Origin of the sequence: Dysgonomonas termitidis, from assembly GCF_042654545.1 — a bacterium.
Taxonomy (GTDB): Bacteria; Bacteroidota; Bacteroidia; order Bacteroidales; family Dysgonomonadaceae; genus Dysgonomonas; species Dysgonomonas termitidis.
Genome location: NZ_JBHSGN010000024.1, coordinates 31,134 through 55,031, shown reverse-complemented (window position 1 = coordinate 55,031; position 23,898 = coordinate 31,134). Strand labels below are relative to the sequence as shown.

The window sequence follows — 23,898 nt, the reverse complement described above, 5'->3', positions numbered from 1 at the left end:
GGATGGAATAAAAAAAACAGTTACTTGTTAAGTAGCTGCTGGGTTACAAATAAAAAGCCTGTCTGCCCATGTTAAGATCAAGATTTATTATTTACATAGATCAACATACTTTCCTGCAAGCTTTTGCGCTTCATCTGTCAATCCTTTAGCTTGTATCATTCCGACAGCCTTAGCCGCCTCCTTGGCAAAGGATCCGATTAAAACAGGCTGCATATCTTTCTCCTTTAAATACTTTTCTGCTAAGTCAACCATTCCGATCTTCAAATCTAAATCCCTTGCAACCAGGATTTGTATTGCATGGGCCTCGCCATGCGTTATAATTTTATTATTCATTATTATTTCCGAATTCGTTTAAGCGGGTTAAAAAATATATGCCGGCAATCATCCGGTTACATAAGCCATTCGTTTTATATATCGTACCTGAATTCCACCGGGTTTTGCTCAAAATAAATTTCGCAGATAATCTGGTTACGTTCAGCATCGTCTGTAAATGAATCCCAAGTATAGCCGTAGCTGTCTAAGAGTTCAAGTTTTTCCTCTTTGGTAAAATCATCCGTTTCACTGCCACCATGCAGCCATAACTGCCGGTTGGCCAGCAATGCCTTCAGCTCATTATCCGTTTGGGCATCTTCGAGCAGCTTCTTCGGATCACCCATATATTTCAGTAGCAGCCTGCGTTCCGGGGTAGCGGCATCAGGCATCAGCTTATCGTTGTACCAGTTAGGCTCGCAATACCAGAACTCATTATCAGAAATACGGAGGCAGAACTGTAGCTGGTCGGGATCAGTACATTCCAGTGAGGGATTGAGAATATTTTCCATTGTTATTTATTACTTATCAGTCCATAACCGAACCAGTATATATTCCCGTTAATCTTGCCATCGATGAGTGAAACTACAGAATACATATACCATCGTGCGCTGCACATGCTATGATGCTGGGCATAGCGCACAATGTGGTATTGCTTTCCCATATATTCGAAGTCGAGGAGAAAAGTAGTTTTGAAATCCCCCTTGTCTTCACGGCTAACTTTGCACCCATCGGTCATAAAGTGATCGGGATCAATATTCTTGTAGTGATGGTAGTTCCAATTGAGATTATCGAAGTTGGAAAGGTTATCCGGCTTTACTTCTTCAAGCCATGCTGCAAGTTCCGGTGTACCCACTGTAGGTAGGTGCTGGTCTTTGATAGCATTCCAGTACTTTTGGCAAGCCTGTTCGAATGTAGGGAAGCCATCGGGATACAATTCCCTGTCGTTCCCATCGCGGTAATATTCTATCCAATCGGAATTACAGATAACAATATCGATATTTCTTGGAACAGAGTGCTCAGGTTCACAATCCCCTTCGGGGCCTGAACTGAGGTAACTCCAATCTCCCAACTCAGTATCTCGATGGAGCCAGCGGGTTTTGTCATTCTCAGGTTTTGCCTGCCATATTTCGCCGCAGAATCTAGCATCGCAATAATATCTGACATGTATTTCTTTTTTATATTTGTCCATGTTCGGGGGTGTATTTTTTATTCTTTATAAATGATATATCTGTATACAGTACCGTATGTGGTTTTGTCGTTAAACTGGCTGTTGTAAAGGTTAATCAGATTATCCTCCGTACATTCAACCGAGCCAATATAATTACCATCCAAACCATATCTGTCAAGCTCTTCACCTAATAGATTAGTGAACTCAGCTAAAGTCTCTATAGGAGCAATATTTTTCATACTATGTATATTATATTTTCTCCTTTCAGAGAGATGAATAATTGATTAGCAGTCTTTGTTTTCAGGCAGAAATGGAATATCCCATTTTTACAGGAGAATGTTATTATATCTCCAAAATGGTATTTATCATCCACTTTATAGCAAATGTGATTAAAGTATGTTACCTTGTTGTTCATCTTATTTGGTTTTTGTGCGTCTTAGATATAAGCAACACCCACATCATAGCCTGCATTCTGGTATCTTCTTGCATCGCCGGTACTTCCGGCATCGGATTTCCTGCCATGATAATTTACACGGTAAGAGACTTTTCCATCGCGTTCGATTCGTGCAACAGTGGCAGCCCAATAAATACGATTACTTTTACGCGTATCAATAACTTCATCGTTGTCACCGTAAATCGTATATTCATACTTTGTCTTAAGTTACCGAACTGTCATTTTATACGTCTTCATAATCAATGCTTATATTTTATTTGTTTATTTTTAAACCTGTCTTTCGATAATCTGATCGAGGTTTGCACTTGCAGCGTAGAGTAGTCCTACAACGTCTTCGTCGGGATTGCCATCATGATTTTGAGCTTCGTCGTGGATGTGGGCATGTTCTTTGTCCTTGAGTAAGCCTTTAGCCAGATTGTCGCATCTGTCGCGTAAGGCTTCGACGACTCTTAATTGATTTTTTGTAAGTTGTTTCATAATTACCGGAATTTGGGGTATGGTTTGTGGACACTGTGACAGTGTACTCTTGCTTCGAGTTCCCAAGCGAGGGTGTTTTTGCGGATATCCTTTACTTTATCGAGATGCTTTTTGCGATAGACTTCGAAGGGGTAGAAATCTTCATCGCAGCCGTAGCACTGGAAAGCATAACCTTTGACACACGATTTGACAACGGGACGTCCGCAATGGGGGCAGAATCTACGGGTTTTCATCTGTTTTTTCGTTTTGAGGTGTGAGATGTTCTAAATATTTGGTGCAGTTACAATACTCCAAGAGATGGAAATTATACTTTTTAGTCATAAAGTCGCTAATCTGTTCATCTGTCATTGCCCTTCCTATTTCTTTGCCCATGTAAGTATTAATAGGCCCTAATGCTCCGAACGTAGTTACAACTCCATGTTTACATAGTTTTGTACGTTCTTTATCATGATACTGTATAATTTCAGTAATATGCTTCAGAGGGAAAGTAAGCAGTATCTTAACCACGATATATTCTGTTCCGGGTTTGATCTTATCTTCATCGGGATAGTTGTTGCCAAGAATATTTTCCTCCCAGAATGCACCGTCAGTCCTTGTTACGCCATAGCAACCGGCTTCGATGGCATCAATGAAAATATTGTAGATATGGTACCCTAATCCAACAGCAACATAGAAATTGATAATAAACTGATTTTGTATGCCATAGCGGGAGAAGCCATATTCGATGTTATCCTCATTCCATTTGTGGCTACAAATACCTAACTCTGTGATGTATTTGTCGGCTTTTTCTTTACTTGGGATTTCGATAAAGGCATATGGGCCGAGCTGTATGTAGTCTTTAATCATGATTCTATCAGGATATGGGATTCAACATTATAATTTCTATGGAGTAGTAGGTTCCGTTAGCCATAGTGGCTTTGAGGTTCAGTAATTCTTGGCGGTCTTGTTCGGTCATCCTGCCAAACTGTACTTTGTCATCGAGGTAATAGTTCAGTTCTTCGTCTAATGTGAAGATGCCTTCCAACCGTTTCTCTTTCATTACAGGCAAATGCTGGCGGGAGAACAGGACGATAACGTGGTCTTTCGCCAAAATGATAGGGTTTCGCTGTTCAGTATTCAGATTAGTATTCTTCATCTTTCCCTTTTATTTCCAGTCCAGTTATGTGATTGATAATTCACCTTTGAACAATTGCTCAAATTGCTCCAGTGTAACTTCTGCTGTTATCCATCCATGGGAAGTATCATCTATGGTAAACAGGTCTTCACTTACGCGGATTACATTGCGGATGCAAAGCCCGAACTTCCAGTCTCTTTGTTCGTGGGGCTCCATTCGCTTTACATCTTCTATTGTCTTTATCATGTCCGTTATTTATAAATCTTGTAACTTCAATTGTAAGTCTTTCTTAAGTTCCTGCCTCCTGATCCTCTTCATGGTGATTCTCAGTAACCGCTTTTTACGGGAATTGCGAAGCATGTTTTTGGCAACACCACTCTTTCCTTTCAGGTTCCATTTTGCAGAGGGAACAACATAATACCCACTGATTACACCTTTACTTGTTTTTCCGTATGTTTTCATCGATACATGTTTTTACGCGTTTCTTTCGTTTATATTGCAACAGGTAATCCAGAGTATGCGTACCAGGTTATCGTTGTGGTTGTTTAACTCTTCGTCTGTCCAGGCACCATATTCCTTCAGTTCCAGCTTCAGGTTCTCCGCATCGATTTTTCCAAGCTCATCCCTGACTTCGTCTATCTGCATGAGCCTGGCTAAGTCTTTATAGCAGTCTCCGGGATGGTCTGTCCATTCGGCGAGCTTGTCCGGAATGTCTATACAGCCGATATAATCGTAAGCTATTTGCATGGTTACATGGTTGCTAAAATTTTACATAATGTATCTTCATCGAAATAACCTAACGGAACCAGTGCACATGGAGTATCATCCTTATTAATAGCCAAATCGGGAATAGGAATATCCATATTGTCATCATATACGACAGGTTCTCCATTATCATCCGTCAAGTCCCATTCCCCTCTGTTTTTCAGGATATTTTCTTTTATTCTAAGTAGACTTTCTCTCTTTTCCATAATGATTATACAGATAATGCAGGATTCAACATTTCTTCTTCGATCATATAGTTTTCTTCAAGGCCCTGTGTCTGGCGGTCTCGCAACAAGTCTTCAGTAGTTTCTTCTGAGAGTTGCCCGGAGGATTTCATGTCGCTGATATAATCGATAAAACTGTCATTGTCGGTGAACACTCCAAGCAATTCTTTACTGGAGTGTTCATGCCAAGCATTACAGCTATATAGTAATAGGGCGTGACCTTTTTCTATCATTATGCTGTTTGTTTGATTTCTTCTTTTAATACCCCGAATATCTGTCCGAACAATTGATCGTAGTAAGGGGCAATCTCCCTTATCTCTTCATCCGTTGGGTAAGGATACACATCGGGACGGAGGAATTCAGATACAGTCTTTACGTTAGCCAGATAATCATTGATATGCCCTTTCTCCGCAAGCTTTGTGATAACGTACTTTTCGAATGCCCGGGCGGTAAGTTCCACCATTGTTGCCCAGTAAGGTTTTGACTTGTATTGATCTATCTTTTTGGAGCGGGAATAGAAATCCGTTTGCTTGATTTTTGTCCTTAGCTGGGAAAGGACGCCGGAAAGGGATGCGACTGTCGTTGGATTTTCGGTTGCATAAAGCAGGCTTTGGCCTTCTTTGATGCACAAATAATTATCCAGTGCATGGAACCATTCGTGAGCCAGAGAACCCGCGCCTTTCTTTTTGGTCAGGTTGATAACCCTTTTCAAAGTTTCATAATGGGCTAATGCCTTGCCGCTTCCCCTTGCCCCGAAAGCCAAAGCCAACTGGTTGTCAAGGGTTATCGCTTGCGGGCTTATTTCTAATATTCCGGCTAAATCATAGAGCGCGTCGTATGCCTCGTTAAGGCTGGCGGCTCTCTCCAGTTGTGTCACCCAGTTTCCGAATTCAACACCCCGGAATGGAAAGACAGCCGAGAATTGCTCCGGGGTCTTATCTATCCCGTTACGGTAATTCGTTCCTGTGCGGGGACGGTTCCAGTCACGGCGTTCTTCGGGGATTGTACGCAGCTCCCTGTAGATTCTTTCAAGCTCGTCCATATGCTCCTGGCGGAAAGCAAATGCTTCTTCCCTGGTTGCAAATGTTTTAAGGACAATGCCACTCTTATTTACAGGGGTGATATAATAAGTATCCGCCTGAGGATTGCGCCATACCGAGCATTGGAATACCGTGGCTTTCTTTGATGTTCCGGCATTATCTTTTATCCATGCAATGCATTCTTCAATGGTATTGGCTTTATGCCTGATATAATTGCCTTTGGCCACAACAAAGCATCTGTCCGAACTGAACTGATGTGGATGTACGATGCGGAATGGATACGGGCTGTAATCTTCATGCGGCCAGTTGGCGGCATTCATTTCTTTCCGGAAGTTGGTAAAGCCTTCTTTCAGTACAAATGGCTGGTCGCCGAGTACCTGTTCATTTTCCAGTCCTATTTTAATTATCTGGATAACAGGTATTACCCTTTCAACCCATCTTCTGACGCTGTAACTGTAGCGTGGCTTTGCCGGAATATTGTTATACAGGTATTGCAGTTTTATAGCCGTTTCCCCGGTGATAAGCCCGTCGCGGGACATGCGGGCGAAGTCGGGACGCGGAAATGATTTGGACAAAGGCTGTCTTGCCAGCGCGTCGTTCGTGATGAGGCTTATTTGCTCCATCGCATTACGGGCGAGGTCTTTTTTGGCGCCGCCTATCTTCTGCCCGAAATCCTGTATGTTTTTTGTGATTGTTGCGGTCTGTTGCATACTGTTGATTTGTTAAGTGATTACTGGTTGTTTTTAAGTGTTTCTATCTGCCTCTTTATCTCATCGGAGGCAAAGCCGAGGTTATGGACATCGCGGTTGAGCGCGCCGGCAGTGCCGCCGCGGGAACGGCCCAGGCGCATCCGGTCGAGAGTCCGCCGCTGTGCTTTTTCCAGCTTGGCTGTGAGCTTGTCAATGGCTGCCTTACGCTGAAGGGGTGTAAGCTTGTCGCGGTTTTCCTTTGCGGCCTGTTCCAGAAAGTCTAATCCGTCTATAAGGGCGTTATAGTCTTTTGTCGTGGCGAACAGGCGTTTTTTGATAATCTGACGTGCTTTTTCGATCATAAAAATTGTATTTATTGCAATCACTTAGTAACGAATAGGAGGAAATGATATGAAAGGATTATAAGTGACGCGGAATTTTAGAAAATAAAAAAGGCGTAAGCTATATTGCCTGCGCCATGTATGGATAAAAGAAATTGTTTTCTGTTCAGATGCAGGGGAACTTTGTTTTCAGTTCTTCATTACCGTTCAGTGCGTTGAATGAGTTTATTACTTTCCGGCACTCTTCGATACTCCGCCTGTTCCGGTCATCAATGCGGTAATTTTCAGCATAGTCTTTTATCCATGCCAATACTAATCCGGCGAATAATTGCTGTGAGGTAGGATGCAGGTTCCGCATCTGTTCCAGGAACTTTTCACGGGATGTGTTAAAGCCCGCGTTGGCAAGGTCACCGGCTATCTGGTGGATTTCTTTTTTATTTGACATGGATTTTATTTTTTATGTGGTCGATATCGAAACCAAAGGCATTGATGTGTCCCTTTTCTGAAATCATTTTATAATAAGGGTTGGCAAGTGATTCATTATCGAGCCTGACAGTGGCACAGTAATCATAATCGCCCTTGCCTGTTTCGATGATGGCAGTTACCTCTCCTTTGAATGGGTTTGGGGTATACTTGTCGGGATCATTCTCTATGACGTGGTCGCCGATGTTGATGTCTTGTCGTTTAATCATATTGCTACTTGTTTTTGTCGTCTGTTTCGACATAGATTGTAAACCACTTTTGAGTGAGCTTCTTTATGAATTTTGCGAATGCTTTGGCTCTGGCTACCCTTGCATTGGGTGCGGTAACATATACATCGTCAGACCATTTCATATCGAAAAAGACTTTGTAGCGTTTATTCTTTTGTTTCTTTTCAGTTTCTTGCATATTATTCTGGTTTAGGAATCATAGACTTCTGCTCTTTGGGTATCAGCTCTAAAGGAACATGTGTTTCGCAGCGGTTACAGTAGCAGTTTTTCCTGTCATCGTCGGAAGGACTGGAGGCACTGCCGGGGTTGTTTGGGTCGTCCCACATCTTCATCCTGACTTCGGTGGAATGACAAAGGATACAACGGAGTGTGGGAACCGGAACGATTGGCTGAATGACTTTTCTTTCATTGATAACTACTTGTTCGTGAGAAAAATCGGGCTGATACTTTTGTTGCAGGAACATCATCCCGGTAACATACTTTTCTTTCGTGTCCGTATGGATACCATCGTATTTCATGGCTTCTTCTTCACTGCCCCAGAAGTATATTTCACGTATGGAGCCAAGGGCTTTCATTTCTTCTTCGTTTTCGGGTACAAGGTTGTAGCCGGCTGTCTTATTGTCTATTTTTACAAGTTCTATTTTCATCGGTTTATTGGATTTTAGGCGGTTTGCTATATTCGCACGGATAGGCTGTTATGGTAGGACATAAATATCCATTGCGCATCCAAACTGCATCTTGTCCACATCGACAAGTAACCATTTGTTTATCATTGTTATATACAAATTGCGGATGCTTACCTTCCTTAATCTGGTTTACTAATTCTATTTTTGGCATATAGCAGGATTATGATAAAATTTCTAATTCTGCCATTGCTGGAAAATGCCTGTTGTACTCTGCCTGCAATTCATCGAGTGTCATGTCCCGTAGTTCCGGGGGTAAAGATTCCCGTCCAATCTCATTCGTAAGAAAACGGAAAATGAGATCAATGGTATTGCATTCGCAGTCTTCGGGGTATGAAATAAACAATGGCCAGGGAATATCCCCGAAGATAAAGAGGGGTTTGAGTTTATTGGCTTTCATGATGGTATGAGTTATTATTCAAAATCAATACTTTGGGCATTACACCAATAAAAGTCGCCGGTGTTCTGATTTTCATAGAGAATCTGAAACCTCTCACCGTCTGTTCCTTCATCAATCCAGCGACATCTTACATTCTGCAAATCACAGGATGGTATACGACGCTCTTCCCGGTAGTTACTGCGGGTCATATCGGCGCATTGCAGCCAAACGCGGTCGTTATCGCCTTCACCCTGAATACGGGCGGATATGATACTTACTTCAAATTCCCGTATTTCTATTTCACCGGATTGGATTGCGGCAGTTAAATACCCTTCGGCTTCCTGAAAGAGTTCATAATCCCATTGCGCCCGGACTTTCTTCAACTCTTCAATGCTTAATCCGTCCCATTGCGGGTAGTTTTTATAAAGCCATTCAAGTGTCTTTTCGCCATCGGCAACACATGCAAGGTCATCGGAGGCCATCACATCGTCACGCCTTTCATAGTCCGGCAAGAGCTGGCAGACGAATCCCCAGGAATCTTTTTCAGCCATGTCTTCCCAAAATCCATATCCACGGGTATATGAGCCGTCGTGGTACTTGCGGCGGAACTGGCTGGAGATCAGTGGGGTATTATTTTGAGTATGTTCCATGTCCTTCTTCAATTATGGTTAGTATATCAAGCACATGATTTGTTGTAAGGTCTTCTTCATAAAGGCTGTACCCATCCTCCAGGTTGAGGGATACTTTTTCATCGTGCTCCAGTTTTATACTGCTTATAAGGCTGGATGTTCCATCGCCGTGGTTATCTACATAGAGGGCAATCCAAAAATCATCCTCATTGAGAGTATACAGGCGGCCGTTTTCTTTTAAATATTCACGTATTTTATCTAATCCCTGTTGTGTCAATTGATGGATTTGCGCATTAATACCCGGCGGATTTTCAAAGCACCATTTGCCATCCCTGAAGAGGTATTCTTTCTTATAGCCGCAGGCAATCTCATCGTTCATAACACGGATGTTCAGCCCTGCGGTATCGAGCATGGAGCTGGTAATCCATTGGAACTTTTCTTCGGGAAATCCGCCTGTCGAGAGGTATGACAGCTTTAAGGTGGATGTAGGATCAGCTATCATGTTATGAACGAGGTCGGATACGGCGAACTGCTTATTCCTGAACTGCTCCAGTAACCTAATAAGCAGCATGTTAATCTGGGATGAGTTGCCTGTCGCCCAGAGTTGATTGATGTCGAGTCCTTCGGGTAATTCTTTCATACGGGTACTCCTTTCTTTAAGATCGCTTTATATATTTCCTGCTTGATTATATCGTTGTCCGGCAGGATAGCGTATTTCCGCTGCATAAACATGACGCGGGAAGTTTTTGCATTATTTCCGAGCGTTACCCCGGCATACTGTATTTTTTCCTGCTTGTTGCTTTCCAGAAAGTGCAGGTTTTGCACGGTCTCCAGCATTTTACTGTCGGTATTGTCTTCCGCTACAAGGTTGTAACCGATAGGCTTGCCATCGGCATAGATAAGTTCCAGTTTCATATTTGTTTTGCACGGTTTTGTCGTGTTGCCCTCACGTTTTTATGGTTATATATTAGAGCCATTGGCATATCAGGTTCTTGTCATGGCTGATGCATTTGCCACGGTTGTCAACTACCAGTATATCGAATATCCTGTTGCCCGCGAGCTTCGCTTTTATAGCTTTAGCAAAGGCTTCGAGTGTCGTATATGGCTCGGATACAGGTATTATCCCCGCTACCTGTTCGTAGAGATGCTGCTGCGCTACTACCGCATTTACATTTCCCCCGGCATCTTCCACTATATACCGTTGCGGAAAGTAATGGCCTGCGCAGTCGTTAGTCCGGTAATTGCCGCTATTGGGTTCCTGGGCAAAATAGTAGATTTTTGCAGTAAGGTATTTGCGGCAGATGTGAAACCATATTTCGGGATGAGGCATAGCACCGGTCTTTACCGAGAATCTTATCTCCCTGCTGTTGTTCTTTTGCAGATCATAGAAATATCCGGCTATATCGTAATTTTTTATCTCCGGGTAAAACATCTCCGCCAGATGTTTCAGCGATGTTTTCTTCCTTTGGCTTAATTTCAGCAAGCTATTGTGCAGGTACCTGATATCTGACATGTTGCCAATGATGATATAACTGGTAATACAAGATCTCTCCATAACAAGGTGCGCATTTTTACCGTGTTGCCTTCACGTTTAATGGTTTGGATATTATACTTCCACAACCTGACGAAGAATAGAGCCTGTCAGGTCGCATTAGTTTATTTTATTTACAATTATTTCCTGTATAATACTTTCCCATAAACACAGTGTAACGGCAAAATCCTGCCGGCACAGTGAAGTGCCATTTAAGCAGGCCTCCTGCACAGGATTCCGCCGTTAATGTTTCCGGGGGGAATGATGTACCTCGCGGTACTTGCAGTAATCGGGAAATTAAATTGTGGTGTAGGCAATCAGGGGTATAATCCCTGCGAAGTTTCGATATTATCGCCTGGAAAACAGAAAGTGCAGGAGTGGTTTGCCTGCACTTCGGATTATATCATGGGGACAGCCTGAATATTTAAGGTGCTTACAGGCCATATACAGCACCGTTTCATTGGCATATCTCCCTACGTCCCACGTTTCGGGTATGCGCTTTCATTTGTTACATATTGGTAAAATTGAAGTTCTTGCAGGGGAAATCCCCTCGTAACATTGAGTTAACATCCTGATAGATGCAAAAAGGGCGCAGAATATAGCTTCCGTGCCCTGATTGTATATTGTACGATGAATATAACTATTTCTTTACTTTCAGATTAACCTCGAACATGGTGGCATTGGCAAAGTGCGTAAAGCGGCTATGATGAATATCCAGTTCCTCCAGCTCGTCGAATTGCTTCAGGAAAGCGATTGCATCCGTTGCCGTGGGAAATGACGTTGCCATGGGATTGCTGTATCCCCATATGGAAACATCCCGCTTCATTTCAAAATCCGCCAGCCAGCAATAGTCTTTTAGCAGTTCGAAGACCGTTTTTACCAACTCTTCCGTTTTCAGGGAATCCGCACTCTTATTCATTTTTATACTTTCACGCTTTATATTATTGCGACAAAATTAATGAAATCCGTGCAGAGATACAGGTCTTTTTCCTGCATTTTTAATATAAAATCCGGAAGTGACTGAGGCAGCGGATAGTACAGGTTACATGTATTGGTAAACTTTTAATCCTAAATTGAGCAACTTGTTTATTCTGTCGAGTATCATTATTCTGTCAAAAACATCCTCGTTGTCAAACCTTATTATCCTAAACCCTGCCTTTCTTATGTGTGCGTTTCTGATTCTATCGGCATTAGCCACTTTTTCTGATTTGTGATAAAGCCCGTCCAGTTCTATGACAGCCTTTGCTTCAGGAATATAAACATCGGCAAAGTATAACTTACCGGATGTTTTTATAGGGTATTGCTTTTCATATTTGATATTTAACAAACCGAGCAAATCATATAATTCTTTTTCGGCTTTAGTCGACTTCGATATAAGCCTTTTCCGTAGAATATCAGCATAATCACATCCTTCATAATCAGACAAGTCAAAATTATCTTCTTTGAATTTGAACTCTTTTAAATATTTTGCGGGCTTTTTCTTTTTGTATAACTTCTTCTTGCCATTATTTAAAAATTCCAACACATCTTTTTGGCCTCCAGAATGTTTTATAATCCACATTCTTTCACTACCAGAGAATTTTACCTTTTTCATAAGATCTGCTATAAGAAGATATTTCTAAACAATAGACAGATGACAGGAAAGAAGTTTGTTTTTTCCTTTTTAGATAGAACAGGCGTCTTAAATCCCGCCGGAAATATTTTCAGGCATGCACGTTTCATACATAATCTATAGAAAAAGAAAAATGCAGATAGCCATTAATGACATAAGGCTACCTGCATTTGATTGCAAAAAGAGAGCCTGTTCAGGCAGCAGCTTCGACAGGCGCAGGCTGGAGTTCCGCTTCCACTTCTTTTGCAGCATTGTCAAGGGCTTCTTCTACTGTATTCACAGGTTTTACATTTAGGTCTACACGGAATCCCAGCGCATCGAAACTGGCTTTTGTAGCTGCGTGGATTGCCTTGTTATAATCACGGGAAGAAACAAGTTTGTCAATGTCCTTTTTAGTCGGTACAAGCCCGATTTTTGCCCACACCGATTCGTCCAGCTCATAGCTTTTTACAAGCTCGCCTTTGGCATTGCGGATAATGATACGGGTTGGAGTACTGGCACGGAATTTCGAGCGGATACCGTCGTTATCCTCACGTAATTTCAGCTCTTCACGCTTTGTTTCCCACATGGTTTTCACAACGTTTTTCCATACACGGAACAGTTCGTTCTCAGACTTGTTTTTGGGTACAAAGTCGTCACCGAAAAAGTGCTGGGCGGTATCTTTACCCTCTTTTCCTGCATACACTAATAAGATACCTGCTGTTTTCGTATCCATCGCAGAATATTGCTCTGCATTTAATTTTGTAGTTGCCATAATGATATAAATTATTTGGATTCTATGCAAAATCGCATATTGCGGGCACCGGGGATTCGAACCCCGCATTTCGCTCGGCTAAGAGGGAAAGACGGCTACCGTGATGCCGTAAGCCCTAAACAAAAATTGCACGCTACCTTTTCGCCGGACAACGTGCAATTTTTTCATAGTTTTTGCCTTGTAACTAAAACGTGCTATATTTGCATTACTTTGATGTATTTCATGCAAACCCAGCCTACTTAATTTGACTTTCACTGGGTTGTTAGTATGCGAACTGTTTAGGGACAATTAAGGCATACCTTCAGCACGTCCCCTATCTTTTCCAATAGGGCAGTTAACTTTTGGCGGTGGCATTCAGGCGGTTAGCCGGGGAGAGTATTGAGCATAGCAATGGCATATACGTTTATCTCCGTCCCTCGTGCGATGTGTTTTTATCGCATCGTGTCTTTTATCTCCGTGCGCACTGGGCGCAATTATGGCATTATTCCGACACTACCAATTCAGTGCTTAAACTCCCAAATATTAACGTTTTTCGCACCCGGTTACAAAGTACACGTACTTTCACCGTTCCAATTTGCTACATTGGTTTGTAGTCCTGCGGGGTGTGGTTATTTAACACCGTCTTTAATCGCTCCGAAGCGAACAGGCGAATTTTTGATTTTCCAAAGCTCAAAAGGCTTGCTTTCGCACAAAAAGGCTTTTTTGTTTCTCTCTTAATTGAGGTTTTTGATTTTTGAAGTTCTTAATGTTTTAGTTTTTAATTACTGTTTCTTTTTGTTTGTTTTCCGACCTGTTTTGTGTCGGTTGCTTATGGTGGTATAATAGAAACAAGTTTTTAAACTGCAAAATATTTTCAATAATTTTTTTGAAAAATATTTTTTGAAGGATAGATTTTTTAAAAGGAATAATCACGTGTACACGCGAAGGTATATAGCTGAAAAACAATTGATTATAAATCCATTTTCTAAAAAGTAAAAAAGTTTTATTTTCATAAAAAACAGAAAAAGACCGGTTATGTGTGTATATCAAAATGATAGCTTGTATTTAAAATGTTAAAACATTCTAATTCAGGTAGTTACAAATAGGTGTAATTCATAACAACCTGCTTGAAATGATAAGATGCTTTCAAAATGTCAGTAAGTTTTACAAAAATGAACAAAAAACGGCTTTTTAGTTTAACTTTTAAGGAAAGTTAAAGTCTTATATTATTGATAATCAACATTATAAAATTTTGAAAAAGAAAGGGGTGGGTATCCCTCCGGGTGCGGATTCGATATCTGTGCTCCGGGCCAAATCTTCAAGTCCCGTTTTTGAAAATGATGTTTTAGAGCATTTTTATGAGTAAAAATCAATCACGGAGATATGGGTAATTCCGGAACAAAGCCCCCCCTTTACAGGGCTTGTACATGGGGTATTTATACTTTAAAACAGAACTGCTTTCCCTGTATATGCCTGGGTATACTAAAATTCATCATAAACGGTTTATTTACAGGTAATTTAATCCATCCGGCTATAATCTGGCGGCTATATATACCGGAACCGTATTTTTACCGGGTGATCCGGTTATATAAATCCAGGAGCTAATATTTTACTTACTTTTTTGGTGTTTTTTTATATTGGAGTTATTAACGTAAAACATTCTTTAATTTTTATCCTAAATACTGTATATTTGTCATTATCATTTTAACAGTAAACAATGTCATGTATCAATGAAAACACGAGACCGGATACTATTATACATTAGTAAGTATTCCCCCGTAAGCGAGGCGGACCGGTCTGCCATAACCCAATATTGCGCGGACCACAAGATTAAGGCTAATGTTCCCAGGATTGATAAGGATAAGGAAAAAATCAGCTTTGAAGAATTCAGGGAATGGATGGAGAAAGACTGCCCTGAAATCAATGATATAATTGTTTTCGGGGACGGGACCCTCATTATCGTAAAGGACGTCACCTTTAAAGGGATTACCGCGGGCGTTACCCTGGCCGGAGACAATACGCTGGGGACAGGTGGTTTTACTTTTAATTACCAGGATTTCAAACAAGCCTCCTTCGACGATAAGGTCAGGCTTCAAAAGGCGTTGAACGGGGCAGGCCTGTCCTGGAACAGGAAAAAGAAACAGGCGGCTCCCCGGATGATCCCGGAGAACAATAAGTATATCCGGGTAAGCGTACTCGGGGATAAAATTGCATTCGGCGTTTTCCGTGAATATAACCCTGAAGGGAAAATTGTCATGTATTGCGTAAAGGAAACAGGTAAAGAAGTCCGCTACTCCCTGTATGATATACTGGACAATCTTCCCGGAGCCTATCAGGTTGAAGCGATCAGCAACCAGGAAAAAAAACTTTTGCGGGAAGAACTGAAGGAAGCCGGCAAGCAATGGAGCGGTTATTCGAGCCGTATCGAGCCTTTGGAATACAAGCAGGAGAAAGGCTCGGTCTATTATTTCCTGGATGATTCCCTGAAGGTACAGTCCAGAGTACATAAATATCCTAAAGACAAGCAACGGTCCTATGGACTGAACTATTTTTTGAACAGGGAAGAAGCCCTGGAAATAGCCGACGCTATCATGGAGCTCCGGTTAAAACAACTCTCCAGAAAAAAGAAAAGCTAAAAAACAGATCCGGTATTTACCAAATACTGCCGGCATTCATTTCGTAATTCTTGCAAATATTATTTCCATACAACACCCTTTTGGGTATCATTATGTAATTTTTCTATATTCCAGCACCCTTTCGGGTATTTATTGAATAAGTTCCTTATACCTGTACCCAAAAAGGTATCGGATATGAATAATCTACCATTAAACGAATATGTGAAGACTAAGCACAAAGCGCTTGGATTCTCTCGGGAAGAGTTCGCCCAGAAAGCAGGTGTAGGGCTTCGCTTCCTGCGTGAACTGGAACAGGGAAAGAAACCCTGAAAATGGATAAAGTGAACCAGGTATTGAAATTGTTCGGGAAGCAGCTTGGTGTTGTACCAATGGACAGGGCTAACTTGATAGAGCCATGAAACAAGCAGGGATTTATGTGTACAATCCAGTTACCGAAAATTCCTTGGTAACTGAATTTTAGTCCGATTCATTTTCCTTGAATATCTTCTTAAGATGCGACGATATATTGTCAGTTGAGTAATCTGCCACTAGATCCCGATGTCAGCGTCTGTTTTAGCTTTTTTTTGCTGGTGCTTTCCAGGATATGTAGACCGCAACGGTATTAACATCAATACGGATGGTATGGATGGCAACGTATGCGAAACACACAAACATATGGAGCGATATATGTGGTCTAGCTCTTCTACCGGTCGGGATTAAGCTTGGATGAGAAATTTTATACCTGAAAAGAGAGACTTCCGTTAGATGCAAAAAAGACACTAATGCATAATGCTTAGCAATAGAAAAGCCATGCTACCGGATAGGTCTATAGGGCGCCAGAAGGCAGTTTCCGCAAGCAGGGCATACCGACTTTTATTGTAAATATTTCGAGGATCTGTGATTAAAAGACAGCCCTTACTTATCGCAAGCAAGGGCCGCTAAGTTATATTATTTACAGGTTATTCTATCAGCTATTATTTCTTTTCTTCTACATCTAATCCTTTCTTAATACGGCTTACGATGTCCTGTAAATGATATTTTGTCAATTCATCGTCCGTTCGTATAATTTCTTTATTTATATCGTCGCAAAGAGAAAGCAGGTGAGCACGGATAATGCTGGAAACATCTGAACGGGTAGGGTCGGGATTTATGTATAGTATCAATCCATTTCCGTTATTTGCCCCGACAATTTCATTCACAGACTTAAAAGATTTGAATGTATTGTCGATGTATAGCTTTTGCAGGTCGCGCCGGTAAATATCGATAGGTTTATGTGTATAGATTTCTGTCCATATTGCTTGTTTAAGGTCATTCAGAAACTCAGAGATTCCATACCCTTTATCTCCTTTGGCCTGGTTTTTTGTGAACCCTAACAGAATATCCGATCCCTGTAAACGCATTAATGCGGCATATTGGGCAGAGCCGATGTATACTGCCGGATTTAAAGCCATGTACGAACCGATCGTATCGTTAAGCAACCAACGGGGCGTTTCGAAAAGATTTTCAGCGAGGAACTTCATTGCGGCTTTTTGTTTCTCATATTCTACCGGTTCATAGATAGATCCATCCTGTTCTATACTTTTGTATGTGGCATATTTACCACCGATCAATTTAAGCACATGCGCCATGTAAAGCCTGTATTGCTTAAGCAATTCGATGTACATTGCCTGCCAGTTTTCATAACCTTCGTTTTCTTCGCGTGTCCAATCTTTGAGCCGGGGCAATATACGTTGCAGGTTTTTCAATCCATAGGAACTTGCAAGGATAGGGTCGTCTCCCAGGTCTTCGCTTTGCGAACGCGGATCGGTACTTTCGTATTCACCGCCGAAGAAATATCGCTTGTCACTCCTCAACTGCTTAATAATCCACTGGTTTAGGTAGGGTTCTTCATCTTCTGGTGTTTTAAATTGAGGAAACCACCTGTATCCCCATTCTATCGCCCATTTATCATAGTCGCCAATACGGGGGAATATTCCTTTTTCACCTATCTTGTCTTCAGGTTGCGCTACGTAGTTGAAGCGTGCATAGTCCATAATAGAAGGTGTATGCCCGTGTTTTTCCACCCAGTTTTTATCACGTAACTTTTCAACAGGTACAGTTGAACTTGAACCGTAATTATGCCTCAGGCCCAATGTGTGCCCCACTTCGTGTGAAGATACGAAACGAATCAGCTGGCCCATCAATTCGTCGTCAAACTGCATGGTATTAGCCCGTGAATCGATAGCCCCGGCTTGTATCATATACCAGTTACGTAATAATTGCATGATATTATGGTACCAGTTGATATGAGTTTCCATAATTTCTCCGCTGCGGGGATCATGCACATGCGGCCCGCTTGCGTTAGCTATAGCCGAAGGTTTATAAACAATCACGTTGTGACGGGCATCGGCAATGCTCCATGTCGAGTCATTCCCGGGTGCAGGCAATGCTTTTATGGCATTCTTGAACCCGGCTTGTTCAAATGCTTCCTGCCAGTCGTTCACTCCGGCGATCAAATAAGGCACCCATTTTTTTGGTGTGGCGGGATCGATGTAATAGACGATTGGATTTTTCGGCTCCACCAGTTCGCCACGCAAATATTTGGCGCGGTCTTCGGCCTTAGGTTCCAGACGCCAGCGGGTAATGAATGCTTTCTCTTTTACCCCTTGGGGATTGCTGTCAAAATCATAAAAACCTCTGGAAAAGAATCCTACACGGGCATCGGCATACCGCGGCCTCATGGGTGTTTCGGGCAGCAATAACAGCGAACTGTTCAACTCATAGGTAATAGGCAGTGTTGATACGCCGGCGTTAGGGTCGGTCGATACTTTCAAGTACGACCGTACCGTACGTATTTCCACATTAGCCGGGTAGGGGCAAATATCGTCTATATAAGACATATCATTTTGGACAGCTCCGATCGAAAGGCTTTTTTTAACTGTCGAATTAAAGTAGAAAACTTCATTTTCAGTTTGCAGGAAGTCGGTAACGTCGATAACAGAGGTTTTGATTTTCAGGCTGTCACCACCGAAAGCCTTAATGGCAAAAGATGCGGATATCGGTTGTATATTCGATCGGACCAACGAACGGTACATTCCGTTTGCTGTGCTGTCCGCCGAGTTCTCGGTAAAAATCATTCTACGGATAAATACTTTGTTAGATGGTCCGCGTTCAAAGCGAATGACGTTTTCTCCTATCTGGTCGCCTGCATAAACATGTATTTGCGGACGAATTCCTGCAGCCGCTTTCGCTATGCGATTCACTACCAGTATGTCGCGGCCTAACAATGTGTCCGGTATTTCCATGAAGAACCGGTCATCTATCCGGTGTACATCCAGTAGGCCATGCTTCGTTATCGCTTTGTCCGTAATGACCTCTTTATAGGGTTTCGGTTGGTTGTTAGGCTTTGTTTCTACCGGTTTTTCCACGGTTTCTTTTTTTACCGTATCTGCCGGTAATACCGTTTGCTGTTGTGCAGAAAGGAATAGTCCGTTTATTAATAGTATAAACAGAATTTTCAATTTTATCATTATTTAAAGTGTATAAGTTTAATTATCAATAAAATAGTTAATCTGAAATTATAAATTCGGGATTAATAACCGCTCATTTCAGTAATTCTTCCAGTTTTTTAATTAACGCCGTTCCACGCATGTTAATAGCGATGATTTTACCTTGCGGGTCTAACAGGAAGTTTTGCGGAATAGAGCGAATGCTATACATTTGGGCTACTTTGCTATCCCAGTATTTCAAATCCGAAACGTGTGTCCATGCCAGCCTGTCATCGTGAATAGCCTTCAACCACGCATCGTATTTGCCGGATTGATCGAGCGACACGGAAAGAATTTCGAAATTTTTGTCTTTGAATTGATGATACGCTTTTACTATAACAGGATTTTCCTCCCGGCAAGGGACACACCAGCTTGCCCAAAAATCAAGCAACAGGTATTTCCCTCTGAAATCATTGAGACTGACAGGTTTACCAATGGTATCATTCGCCGTGAATTCAGGAGCTTGCGCGCCAACGGCAACCCGCAGGAAGCGATCTATCACTTCCCGGGTCTTAAACCCCTCCGGGCTTTCCCTCACGGATTTATCCAGTCCGTTGAATAATTGATCACAAACCCGTATGTCATCGGGTAAATGCCCGATAACATCATTGAGGGCTTTGATGCTGACGTAATAATCCGGATGCGATTTGATGAATGCTATCTCTTTCGTTTTCCGTTCATCCTTCAGTCGTTTCATTTCGTACCGCCATTGGGCCAAACCGACAGTATCATATTTTACCTTATTCTTTTGGGCATCGTAATAAGCCTGTTGGCAGTCCGACAACTTTTTGTCGCTTTCCTGCAAAGCGGCAGCCAACTCGGACTGCTGTTTTGCCAAAACTGTCGAATCAGGTTCTGAAGCCGAAATGCGTGTTACCCAGAGGAACACTAATGCAAGAATCAGTATAAGTTTATTCATTTTACCTATTATTTTCATTATTAAATATATTAATGCCGGGAATATGGAGTATATCCCAACAACAAGAACATTTTTAACATGCACTTTGGGCGCTTGTTTTTAATATATCCTGGAACCGTTTCCTTGTTCTAAGTAATTGACACATGTAACACTTCCATTTCCCTCGATATCAGACATAGATGATGACGGAGCCAGTTCGCCAATGGTGCTGATGTCATAAAATCTTACCTTGTATTTTCCATTGGCAGTAGTTGCTATGACAAAATAGTTAATTGTCGATGCAGCAGACGAATCAGGAAACCTTACATGCTGCATACAGGTAATTGTCTCCCCCGCAGGTAGTGTAAACAACAGTTTTTCAGGAGCTGAATTTATATCGGTCTGGTATATATTATTGTTTTTAGCATAATAAATATAGTCATATTCACAGTTGCCTGCTATTTTATCGGCGTTCATAAGGCCATGTGATGGACTGAAATCTTTTGTACTTTCAATAATGGGCGTGCCACTACCATAAGCGTACAAGTATTGGAAAAGCACATTAAACTTGAATACAGTACCCGAACCATCGGCTTTCCTGACAAGCAGCAAGGCTATAGCCTGGCTTCGAACATTAATATACGAGGCTATCCAGACTATATCGGCATTCATATTAGTCAAATCGGATCCTAGGGAACGCATGGCCTGGAAATTAACGCCGTCGACTAAAACTATCGACTTTGAATTTTCGTCAAACAGGAGGGGCATTGCACCCACAGCCGCAACCGGCGATAACTTATACGTAGAGACCGGAGGATGTGCGAAACGTCCCCCTTTATTTAAAATATACATTTTACCGTCATTAATAAGAATGGAATACATCGTAGAAGTCGGTTGCAATATGGTTTCCGGCTTTTTATTGTCAGGCGCCGTAAAAAACATATCATTATATCCCATTTCTTTTAATCCGTTGTCTATCCGGTAAATACCTGCATCTTTATCGGAGATGACAAAAAACGTATTATATGTATTGGAAGATGTAGGCGTGGGTTTCATCTGCGGCGAAAAAATCGCTTTTATGGCATTACCGTCAAGGCTTTCCCCGTTGTATGACTTTATCCACTTGTCAATCCGGCCCCCGCTGTATATAAAATCGAAATCTGTTTTATTATTCTCTGTAGTAAGAAGATACCAGCCCTTCATATTCAGTGTGGAAACAAATAAATCGGATGTAATTTTAGTGGTTACCTTTGTTTCTTTATCCTGGACATTAAATATAAGAATGTATTGCCCCGGTTCAAGAAATACTTCATAATCCAAATTCTTTGTAAAAGACAGGGTATCTGCCTTCGGTAATGCCGGTTCGTTCGGATTGTATTTGGTGGAATAAACCAGCCAGCAAAATTCGTAGCGATTCTCGTTTTGCACTGTCGGGTCGATCCTCAATATGTCCCGATAGGAGTATACTTCGTATTGATTATCCAGACCGGAAACTAAAACCGGTAAAAGATCGTCCGTTCCATCATCGCTCCTGTCTTCAAAACACGAGTGTAACATGATAGGAAACAAGGCAATTATTAGTAATAAGTTATATGTTTTTTTCATATCTGTAATTAATCTGAATTCATCTTTAAACTTCATTAAGGAAACGTAACCAGGGCGCTGCCGGGATTGCTTGTTTCACGCAATGGCGCTGTACCGTTTGCTATATTAACAGGGTCATTGTTATACTTATTCAGAGCTTCTTTGAGTAGATTCCTGTAATGAGCCTGAGCCTGGACAGCGCTGACCTCCTGCCACCAGGCTTCATCGATCACTTCGCCGGTTACATTTATCATAAACTGGTGCTTGACGGTACTGTAATTACCCAATGTACCATAAGCCGCGGCTTGGTAATTGTCTACCCGCCACGAATAGAAACGTTCTAACCGGTCGGAGAATATGATTGTTTTGGCACGGGCTTTCAACTCGCCTAATCCGAATTCGGCCGATTCGTCCAATTGTACCCGCAGCCGGAAACTGGTATCCTTCAGGCTGGCGTCGCGAAGCAGGACGACCGGAATCAACGCCGTTACTTCATTGGCTTTTATTACGTATATTTTTTTTAGGGAAGCATCGGAAAAGTCCACATAGTGTTGACCCGGAACAGCCTTGTTCGGTAATTCGGTTTCGATGGTATCTGTTATATCTCCTGTTACGGGGTCTCTCTCATATGTGATACTGTATTCCGGTACCTGTATCAATTTTACTTCGCGGTCGTGGTTTGCCACATTCCCGATAGTATTCACCCGGATGTATACGGTATCAACGGTTACGGAGGACAGCTCGTACACAAACGTGAAATTCGTTGTCACGGTGTCACCCATCTGCACACGGTCATCCCCGGCATACGACAGGTACTCTGCTTCCGAGCATCCAGTGGCTATCAGCAAAATGATGACCGGTATATATATAAGTTTCTTCATAATAGTAGGTTATTTATTGTGATATTCTATTTCACGCAATGGTTTGGGAACAATATATTTTGCTGCGCTGCCCGAAAAATATGTATAAGTCCAGCCAGACGGCAGGGTAGTTACATTGTAGCGTTTATAAGTAAAGAACGATTGCCCTTCCGCGTAAAACTCGCGGCAATATTCCCTGACCATCTTGTTGCGCCGGTCTGTTTCCCAATCCAAATCGGAAAATGCGGTAAAAGGAATCCCTTTCTGTCCGCAATAGTATTTATAAGATGTTTCGGCAGCAGCTTTGGTTTCGGCGCATTCGGTAAGAATCAGATACATTTCACTTAACCTCAGCAAAGGAACCTGGAGAATCCGCACATATTCGTTTGCGTTTTGAATGTATTTCTTATACATCACTTCGCTTGTTTTACCTGAAAGAGTTTTATAGCTCCACATCCCGTTCCAGCGGATATCGGATACCCGTTCAGCTACCGGAAACAAATTATTCAGATAATAAAAACCATCTTGTACCGAGAAGTCGTAACGGGCAAGCGAACCGGTTTCGCCAAAAAGGTTGTTGGCTTTGTTCGCCAGGTCATAGACACTCAATGCCATAATGTGTTCGGGCGACATTGTATAATCCTGTGCTACGCGGTCAGCATCTGTTCCCAGGCGGAAAGTCGGTGTTCCGTTATGATCCTTGGCGTCGATTACCATTTGCGCATACCTGGCGCCATTGGCTTTCATGGATCCATCCTGTGCGGATAACCACGTATATACGCGGGCTTTGGTCGCCAGTACAGCATAGTAATTCATCCGTATCTGGCGAACGGCGATATAATCATCCTCCGTTGTAAAATCACCTTTATCCAGGTCATTCATTGCCATATCGGCGATAGAAAAAGTAAGGATCGGGTCGACTTTTTTCAGCAATATTTCCGCTTCGTTCAAATCGCTTATGATAGCTTGCGTATAATCCTTATAAGTAAGCGCCGGGTGTACCTCTTTGGTAACGGTTTTTACGTAAGGCAGCAACCCGTCTTCACCTACGTTCATCGGCATTGGTCCAAACAGGCGTAGAACATCGAAATGGCAGAACGCCCTTATTGCAAGAGCTTCGCCTTTTATCATTTCGTAATTGCCATCGGAGAAAACTGCCTGTTGCGCATCAATTTCCTCCAGGATACTATTCACATCGGCTATTACCTTATAGAGATTTTCATAGATGCCGTCCATCCTGCTCCTGACATTACCATTGTTATAATTACAATTTAATAATTCTGCCAGTATGGTATTGTTTGTCGAAGTATTATACCAATTACAAGCCATATATTCGACATCATTCCATATCAGCGCACCTCCATACACACGTTCTTCGTTCAGACGGATATATGCACCGGTAAGCGCGCTCCGGAAACCTTTCTGGGTTGTAAATAATTTATTTTTCGGATTTTGATCTACCGGCGTTACGTCCAGCCAATCGTTGCATCCCGTGTACAACAGGCCGCCAAGCAGCCATATTATTACAACTATATATTTTTTCATACGTTTTA

Annotated in this window: 34 protein-coding genes and 1 pseudogene; 2 read left to right on the top strand and 33 right to left on the bottom strand. The window is 42.0% G+C overall.

Annotation, left to right across the window (positions count from 1 at the left end; translation table 11 throughout):
- Window positions 1–87 precede the first annotated feature (87 nt).
- The 28 genes from ACFO6W_RS03270 to ACFO6W_RS03135 form a co-directional block, all read right to left on the bottom strand.
- A complete protein-coding gene (locus tag ACFO6W_RS03270) occupies window positions 88–333 on the bottom strand; it encodes a hypothetical protein (protein WP_379993905.1) in 246 nt (81 codons plus the stop codon).
- Between the two features lie 74 nt (window positions 334–407).
- Window positions 408–821, bottom strand: coding sequence for a hypothetical protein (locus tag ACFO6W_RS03265; protein WP_379993904.1), 414 nt, complete (start codon window positions 819–821; stop codon window positions 408–410).
- 2 nt (window positions 822–823) lie between these two features.
- Window positions 824–1,501, bottom strand: a complete 678-nt coding sequence (locus ACFO6W_RS03260) for a hypothetical protein (protein ID WP_379993903.1) — start codon at window positions 1,499–1,501, stop codon at window positions 824–826.
- A 17-nt stretch (window positions 1,502–1,518) separates the two neighbouring features.
- Window positions 1,519–1,719, bottom strand: coding sequence for a hypothetical protein (locus ACFO6W_RS03255; protein WP_379993901.1), 201 nt, complete (start codon window positions 1,717–1,719; stop codon window positions 1,519–1,521).
- Window positions 1,716–1,895, bottom strand: a complete 180-nt coding sequence (locus tag ACFO6W_RS03250) for a hypothetical protein (protein ID WP_379993900.1) — start codon at window positions 1,893–1,895, stop codon at window positions 1,716–1,718. The genes ACFO6W_RS03255 and ACFO6W_RS03250 overlap by 4 nt, the downstream gene beginning before the upstream one ends.
- Window positions 1,896–2,201: 306 nt before the next feature.
- Entirely contained in the window at window positions 2,202–2,411 is a 210-nt protein-coding gene (locus tag ACFO6W_RS03245) for a hypothetical protein (protein WP_379993899.1), read from the bottom strand.
- Between the two features lie 2 nt (window positions 2,412–2,413).
- Entirely contained in the window at window positions 2,414–2,644 is a 231-nt protein-coding gene (locus ACFO6W_RS03240) for a hypothetical protein (RefSeq protein ID WP_379993898.1), read from the bottom strand.
- On the bottom strand, window positions 2,631–3,257 hold the full coding sequence (locus ACFO6W_RS03235) for a hypothetical protein (protein ID WP_379993897.1): 627 nt from the start codon (window positions 3,255–3,257) through the stop codon (window positions 2,631–2,633). The genes ACFO6W_RS03240 and ACFO6W_RS03235 overlap by 14 nt, the downstream gene beginning before the upstream one ends.
- Before the next feature lie 7 nt (window positions 3,258–3,264).
- The gene (locus ACFO6W_RS03230) at window positions 3,265–3,546 is read right to left on the bottom strand and encodes a hypothetical protein (RefSeq protein ID WP_379993896.1); all 282 of its coding nucleotides are present in this window, start codon (window positions 3,544–3,546) and stop codon (window positions 3,265–3,267) included.
- Between the two features lie 24 nt (window positions 3,547–3,570).
- A complete protein-coding gene (locus ACFO6W_RS03225; protein WP_379993895.1) occupies window positions 3,571–3,771 on the bottom strand; it encodes a hypothetical protein in 201 nt (66 codons plus the stop codon).
- 9 nt (window positions 3,772–3,780) lie between these two features.
- On the bottom strand, window positions 3,781–3,987 hold the full coding sequence (locus ACFO6W_RS03220) for a hypothetical protein (protein ID WP_379993894.1): 207 nt from the start codon (window positions 3,985–3,987) through the stop codon (window positions 3,781–3,783).
- 12 nt (window positions 3,988–3,999) lie between these two features.
- Window positions 4,000–4,272 (bottom strand): hypothetical protein, encoded by a 273-nt coding sequence (locus ACFO6W_RS03215; protein WP_379993893.1) that lies wholly within the window; start codon window positions 4,270–4,272, stop codon window positions 4,000–4,002.
- A gap of 2 nt (window positions 4,273–4,274) precedes the next feature.
- On the bottom strand, window positions 4,275–4,496 hold the full coding sequence (locus tag ACFO6W_RS03210; RefSeq protein WP_379993892.1) for a hypothetical protein: 222 nt from the start codon (window positions 4,494–4,496) through the stop codon (window positions 4,275–4,277).
- Window positions 4,497–4,501: 5 nt separating this feature from the next.
- Window positions 4,502–4,747, bottom strand: coding sequence for a hypothetical protein (locus ACFO6W_RS03205; RefSeq protein ID WP_379993891.1), 246 nt, complete (start codon window positions 4,745–4,747; stop codon window positions 4,502–4,504).
- Window positions 4,747–6,264 (bottom strand): LPD5 domain-containing protein, encoded by a 1,518-nt coding sequence (locus ACFO6W_RS03200; RefSeq protein WP_379993889.1) that lies wholly within the window; start codon window positions 6,262–6,264, stop codon window positions 4,747–4,749. Before ACFO6W_RS03200 ends, ACFO6W_RS03205 begins: the two co-directional genes overlap by 1 nt.
- A 20-nt stretch (window positions 6,265–6,284) precedes the next feature.
- Window positions 6,285–6,629 (bottom strand): hypothetical protein, encoded by a 345-nt coding sequence (locus ACFO6W_RS03195; RefSeq protein WP_379993888.1) that lies wholly within the window; start codon window positions 6,627–6,629, stop codon window positions 6,285–6,287.
- Window positions 6,630–6,750: 121 nt separating this feature from the next.
- On the bottom strand, window positions 6,751–7,029 hold the full coding sequence (locus tag ACFO6W_RS03190) for a hypothetical protein (RefSeq protein WP_379993887.1): 279 nt from the start codon (window positions 7,027–7,029) through the stop codon (window positions 6,751–6,753).
- On the bottom strand, window positions 7,019–7,276 hold the full coding sequence (locus tag ACFO6W_RS03185; protein ID WP_379993886.1) for a transcription-repair coupling factor: 258 nt from the start codon (window positions 7,274–7,276) through the stop codon (window positions 7,019–7,021). Before ACFO6W_RS03185 ends, ACFO6W_RS03190 begins: the two co-directional genes overlap by 11 nt.
- A gap of 4 nt (window positions 7,277–7,280) precedes the next feature.
- Complete coding sequence (locus ACFO6W_RS03180; protein ID WP_379993885.1) at window positions 7,281–7,472, bottom strand: hypothetical protein; 192 nt, start codon at window positions 7,470–7,472, stop codon at window positions 7,281–7,283.
- A gap of 1 nt (window position 7,473) precedes the next feature.
- Window positions 7,474–7,941 (bottom strand): hypothetical protein, encoded by a 468-nt coding sequence (locus ACFO6W_RS03175; RefSeq protein WP_379993884.1) that lies wholly within the window; start codon window positions 7,939–7,941, stop codon window positions 7,474–7,476.
- A gap of 199 nt (window positions 7,942–8,140) precedes the next feature.
- Window positions 8,141–8,377, bottom strand: a complete 237-nt coding sequence (locus tag ACFO6W_RS03170; RefSeq protein ID WP_379993883.1) for a hypothetical protein — start codon at window positions 8,375–8,377, stop codon at window positions 8,141–8,143.
- Window positions 8,378–8,391: 14 nt separating this feature from the next.
- Window positions 8,392–9,006 (bottom strand): hypothetical protein, encoded by a 615-nt coding sequence (locus tag ACFO6W_RS03165; protein WP_379993882.1) that lies wholly within the window; start codon window positions 9,004–9,006, stop codon window positions 8,392–8,394.
- Window positions 8,987–9,625 carry a hypothetical protein gene (locus tag ACFO6W_RS03160; RefSeq protein WP_379993881.1) on the bottom strand — a complete coding sequence of 213 codons (639 nt, stop codon included), beginning with the start codon at window positions 9,623–9,625 and terminating at the stop codon, window positions 8,987–8,989. Before ACFO6W_RS03160 ends, ACFO6W_RS03165 begins: the two co-directional genes overlap by 20 nt.
- Entirely contained in the window at window positions 9,622–9,900 is a 279-nt protein-coding gene (locus ACFO6W_RS03155) for a hypothetical protein (RefSeq protein ID WP_379993879.1), read from the bottom strand. The genes ACFO6W_RS03160 and ACFO6W_RS03155 overlap by 4 nt, the downstream gene beginning before the upstream one ends.
- Window positions 9,901–9,952: 52 nt before the next feature.
- On the bottom strand, window positions 9,953–10,540 hold the full coding sequence (locus ACFO6W_RS03150; RefSeq protein ID WP_379993878.1) for a hypothetical protein: 588 nt from the start codon (window positions 10,538–10,540) through the stop codon (window positions 9,953–9,955).
- A 616-nt stretch (window positions 10,541–11,156) separates the two neighbouring features.
- Window positions 11,157–11,435: a hypothetical protein gene (locus ACFO6W_RS03145; protein ID WP_379993877.1), complete on the bottom strand. Its 279-nt coding sequence runs from the start codon at window positions 11,433–11,435 to the stop codon at window positions 11,157–11,159.
- 123 nt (window positions 11,436–11,558) lie between these two features.
- The gene (locus ACFO6W_RS03140) at window positions 11,559–12,110 is read right to left on the bottom strand and encodes an endonuclease domain-containing protein (protein ID WP_379993876.1); all 552 of its coding nucleotides are present in this window, start codon (window positions 12,108–12,110) and stop codon (window positions 11,559–11,561) included.
- 211 nt (window positions 12,111–12,321) lie between these two features.
- The gene (locus ACFO6W_RS03135) at window positions 12,322–12,882 is read right to left on the bottom strand and encodes a hypothetical protein (protein ID WP_379993875.1); all 561 of its coding nucleotides are present in this window, start codon (window positions 12,880–12,882) and stop codon (window positions 12,322–12,324) included.
- A 1,709-nt stretch (window positions 12,883–14,591) separates the two neighbouring features.
- Here ACFO6W_RS03135 and ACFO6W_RS03130 point away from each other — a divergent pair.
- Window positions 14,592–15,497 carry a hypothetical protein gene (locus ACFO6W_RS03130; RefSeq protein ID WP_379993874.1) on the top strand — a complete coding sequence of 302 codons (906 nt, stop codon included), beginning with the start codon at window positions 14,592–14,594 and terminating at the stop codon, window positions 15,495–15,497.
- A 174-nt stretch (window positions 15,498–15,671) separates the two neighbouring features.
- Window positions 15,672–15,895, top strand: a pseudogene (locus tag ACFO6W_RS03125) (helix-turn-helix domain-containing protein).
- A gap of 555 nt (window positions 15,896–16,450) precedes the next feature.
- Here the strand turns inward: ACFO6W_RS03125 and ACFO6W_RS03120 are convergent.
- The 5 genes from ACFO6W_RS03120 to ACFO6W_RS03100 form a co-directional block, all read right to left on the bottom strand.
- The gene (locus ACFO6W_RS03120) at window positions 16,451–18,985 is read right to left on the bottom strand and encodes a zinc-dependent metalloprotease (RefSeq protein ID WP_379993873.1); all 2,535 of its coding nucleotides are present in this window, start codon (window positions 18,983–18,985) and stop codon (window positions 16,451–16,453) included.
- Window positions 18,986–19,058: 73 nt separating this feature from the next.
- The gene (locus ACFO6W_RS03115) at window positions 19,059–19,922 is read right to left on the bottom strand and encodes a peroxiredoxin family protein (protein WP_379993872.1); all 864 of its coding nucleotides are present in this window, start codon (window positions 19,920–19,922) and stop codon (window positions 19,059–19,061) included.
- 99 nt (window positions 19,923–20,021) lie between these two features.
- Window positions 20,022–21,506, bottom strand: a complete 1,485-nt coding sequence (locus ACFO6W_RS03110) for a PKD-like family lipoprotein (protein ID WP_379993871.1) — start codon at window positions 21,504–21,506, stop codon at window positions 20,022–20,024.
- Window positions 21,507–21,541: 35 nt separating this feature from the next.
- A complete protein-coding gene (locus ACFO6W_RS03105) occupies window positions 21,542–22,366 on the bottom strand; it encodes a DUF4843 domain-containing protein (RefSeq protein ID WP_379993870.1) in 825 nt (274 codons plus the stop codon).
- A 9-nt stretch (window positions 22,367–22,375) separates the two neighbouring features.
- The gene (locus ACFO6W_RS03100; RefSeq protein ID WP_379993869.1) at window positions 22,376–23,890 is read right to left on the bottom strand and encodes a RagB/SusD family nutrient uptake outer membrane protein; all 1,515 of its coding nucleotides are present in this window, start codon (window positions 23,888–23,890) and stop codon (window positions 22,376–22,378) included.
- Window positions 23,891–23,898 lie beyond the last annotated feature (8 nt).

What these genes read in the sequence shown, in the direction of transcription:
- ACFO6W_RS03270 (WP_379993905.1), bottom strand. Translation starts at nt 333, where the DNA reads ATGAATAATAAAATTATAACGCATGGCGAGGCCCATGCAATACAAATC.
- ACFO6W_RS03265 (WP_379993904.1), bottom strand. Translation starts at nt 821, where the DNA reads ATGGAAAATATTCTCAATCCCTCACTGGAATGTACTGATCCCGACCAG.
- ACFO6W_RS03260 (WP_379993903.1), bottom strand. Translation starts at nt 1,501, where the DNA reads ATGGACAAATATAAAAAAGAAATACATGTCAGATATTATTGCGATGCT.
- ACFO6W_RS03255 (WP_379993901.1), bottom strand. Translation starts at nt 1,719, where the DNA reads ATGAAAAATATTGCTCCTATAGAGACTTTAGCTGAGTTCACTAATCTA.
- ACFO6W_RS03250 (WP_379993900.1), bottom strand. Translation starts at nt 1,895, where the DNA reads ATGAACAACAAGGTAACATACTTTAATCACATTTGCTATAAAGTGGAT.
- ACFO6W_RS03245 (WP_379993899.1), bottom strand. Translation starts at nt 2,411, where the DNA reads ATGAAACAACTTACAAAAAATCAATTAAGAGTCGTCGAAGCCTTACGC.
- ACFO6W_RS03240 (WP_379993898.1), bottom strand. Translation starts at nt 2,644, where the DNA reads ATGAAAACCCGTAGATTCTGCCCCCATTGCGGACGTCCCGTTGTCAAA.
- ACFO6W_RS03235 (WP_379993897.1), bottom strand. Translation starts at nt 3,257, where the DNA reads ATGATTAAAGACTACATACAGCTCGGCCCATATGCCTTTATCGAAATC.
- ACFO6W_RS03230 (WP_379993896.1), bottom strand. Translation starts at nt 3,546, where the DNA reads ATGAAGAATACTAATCTGAATACTGAACAGCGAAACCCTATCATTTTG.
- ACFO6W_RS03225 (WP_379993895.1), bottom strand. Translation starts at nt 3,771, where the DNA reads ATGATAAAGACAATAGAAGATGTAAAGCGAATGGAGCCCCACGAACAA.
- ACFO6W_RS03220 (WP_379993894.1), bottom strand. Translation starts at nt 3,987, where the DNA reads ATGAAAACATACGGAAAAACAAGTAAAGGTGTAATCAGTGGGTATTAT.
- ACFO6W_RS03215 (WP_379993893.1), bottom strand. Translation starts at nt 4,272, where the DNA reads ATGCAAATAGCTTACGATTATATCGGCTGTATAGACATTCCGGACAAG.
- ACFO6W_RS03210 (WP_379993892.1), bottom strand. Translation starts at nt 4,496, where the DNA reads ATGGAAAAGAGAGAAAGTCTACTTAGAATAAAAGAAAATATCCTGAAA.
- ACFO6W_RS03205 (WP_379993891.1), bottom strand. Translation starts at nt 4,747, where the DNA reads ATGATAGAAAAAGGTCACGCCCTATTACTATATAGCTGTAATGCTTGG.
- ACFO6W_RS03200 (WP_379993889.1), bottom strand. Translation starts at nt 6,264, where the DNA reads ATGCAACAGACCGCAACAATCACAAAAAACATACAGGATTTCGGGCAG.
- ACFO6W_RS03190 (WP_379993887.1), bottom strand. Translation starts at nt 7,029, where the DNA reads ATGTCAAATAAAAAAGAAATCCACCAGATAGCCGGTGACCTTGCCAAC.
- ACFO6W_RS03185 (WP_379993886.1), bottom strand. Translation starts at nt 7,276, where the DNA reads ATGATTAAACGACAAGACATCAACATCGGCGACCACGTCATAGAGAAT.
- ACFO6W_RS03180 (WP_379993885.1), bottom strand. Translation starts at nt 7,472, where the DNA reads ATGCAAGAAACTGAAAAGAAACAAAAGAATAAACGCTACAAAGTCTTT.
- ACFO6W_RS03175 (WP_379993884.1), bottom strand. Translation starts at nt 7,941, where the DNA reads ATGAAAATAGAACTTGTAAAAATAGACAATAAGACAGCCGGCTACAAC.
- ACFO6W_RS03170 (WP_379993883.1), bottom strand. Translation starts at nt 8,377, where the DNA reads ATGAAAGCCAATAAACTCAAACCCCTCTTTATCTTCGGGGATATTCCC.
- ACFO6W_RS03165 (WP_379993882.1), bottom strand. Translation starts at nt 9,006, where the DNA reads ATGGAACATACTCAAAATAATACCCCACTGATCTCCAGCCAGTTCCGC.
- ACFO6W_RS03160 (WP_379993881.1), bottom strand. Translation starts at nt 9,625, where the DNA reads ATGAAAGAATTACCCGAAGGACTCGACATCAATCAACTCTGGGCGACA.
- ACFO6W_RS03155 (WP_379993879.1), bottom strand. Translation starts at nt 9,900, where the DNA reads ATGAAACTGGAACTTATCTATGCCGATGGCAAGCCTATCGGTTACAAC.
- ACFO6W_RS03150 (WP_379993878.1), bottom strand. Translation starts at nt 10,540, where the DNA reads ATGGAGAGATCTTGTATTACCAGTTATATCATCATTGGCAACATGTCA.
- ACFO6W_RS03145 (WP_379993877.1), bottom strand. Translation starts at nt 11,435, where the DNA reads ATGAATAAGAGTGCGGATTCCCTGAAAACGGAAGAGTTGGTAAAAACG.
- ACFO6W_RS03140 (WP_379993876.1), bottom strand. Translation starts at nt 12,110, where the DNA reads ATGAAAAAGGTAAAATTCTCTGGTAGTGAAAGAATGTGGATTATAAAA.
- ACFO6W_RS03135 (WP_379993875.1), bottom strand. Translation starts at nt 12,882, where the DNA reads ATGGCAACTACAAAATTAAATGCAGAGCAATATTCTGCGATGGATACG.
- ACFO6W_RS03130 (WP_379993874.1), top strand. Translation starts at nt 14,592, where the DNA reads ATGAAAACACGAGACCGGATACTATTATACATTAGTAAGTATTCCCCC.
- ACFO6W_RS03120 (WP_379993873.1), bottom strand. Translation starts at nt 18,985, where the DNA reads ATGATAAAATTGAAAATTCTGTTTATACTATTAATAAACGGACTATTC.
- ACFO6W_RS03115 (WP_379993872.1), bottom strand. Translation starts at nt 19,922, where the DNA reads ATGAATAAACTTATACTGATTCTTGCATTAGTGTTCCTCTGGGTAACA.
- ACFO6W_RS03110 (WP_379993871.1), bottom strand. Translation starts at nt 21,506, where the DNA reads ATGAAAAAAACATATAACTTATTACTAATAATTGCCTTGTTTCCTATC.
- ACFO6W_RS03105 (WP_379993870.1), bottom strand. Translation starts at nt 22,366, where the DNA reads ATGAAGAAACTTATATATATACCGGTCATCATTTTGCTGATAGCCACT.
- ACFO6W_RS03100 (WP_379993869.1), bottom strand. Translation starts at nt 23,890, where the DNA reads ATGAAAAAATATATAGTTGTAATAATATGGCTGCTTGGCGGCCTGTTG.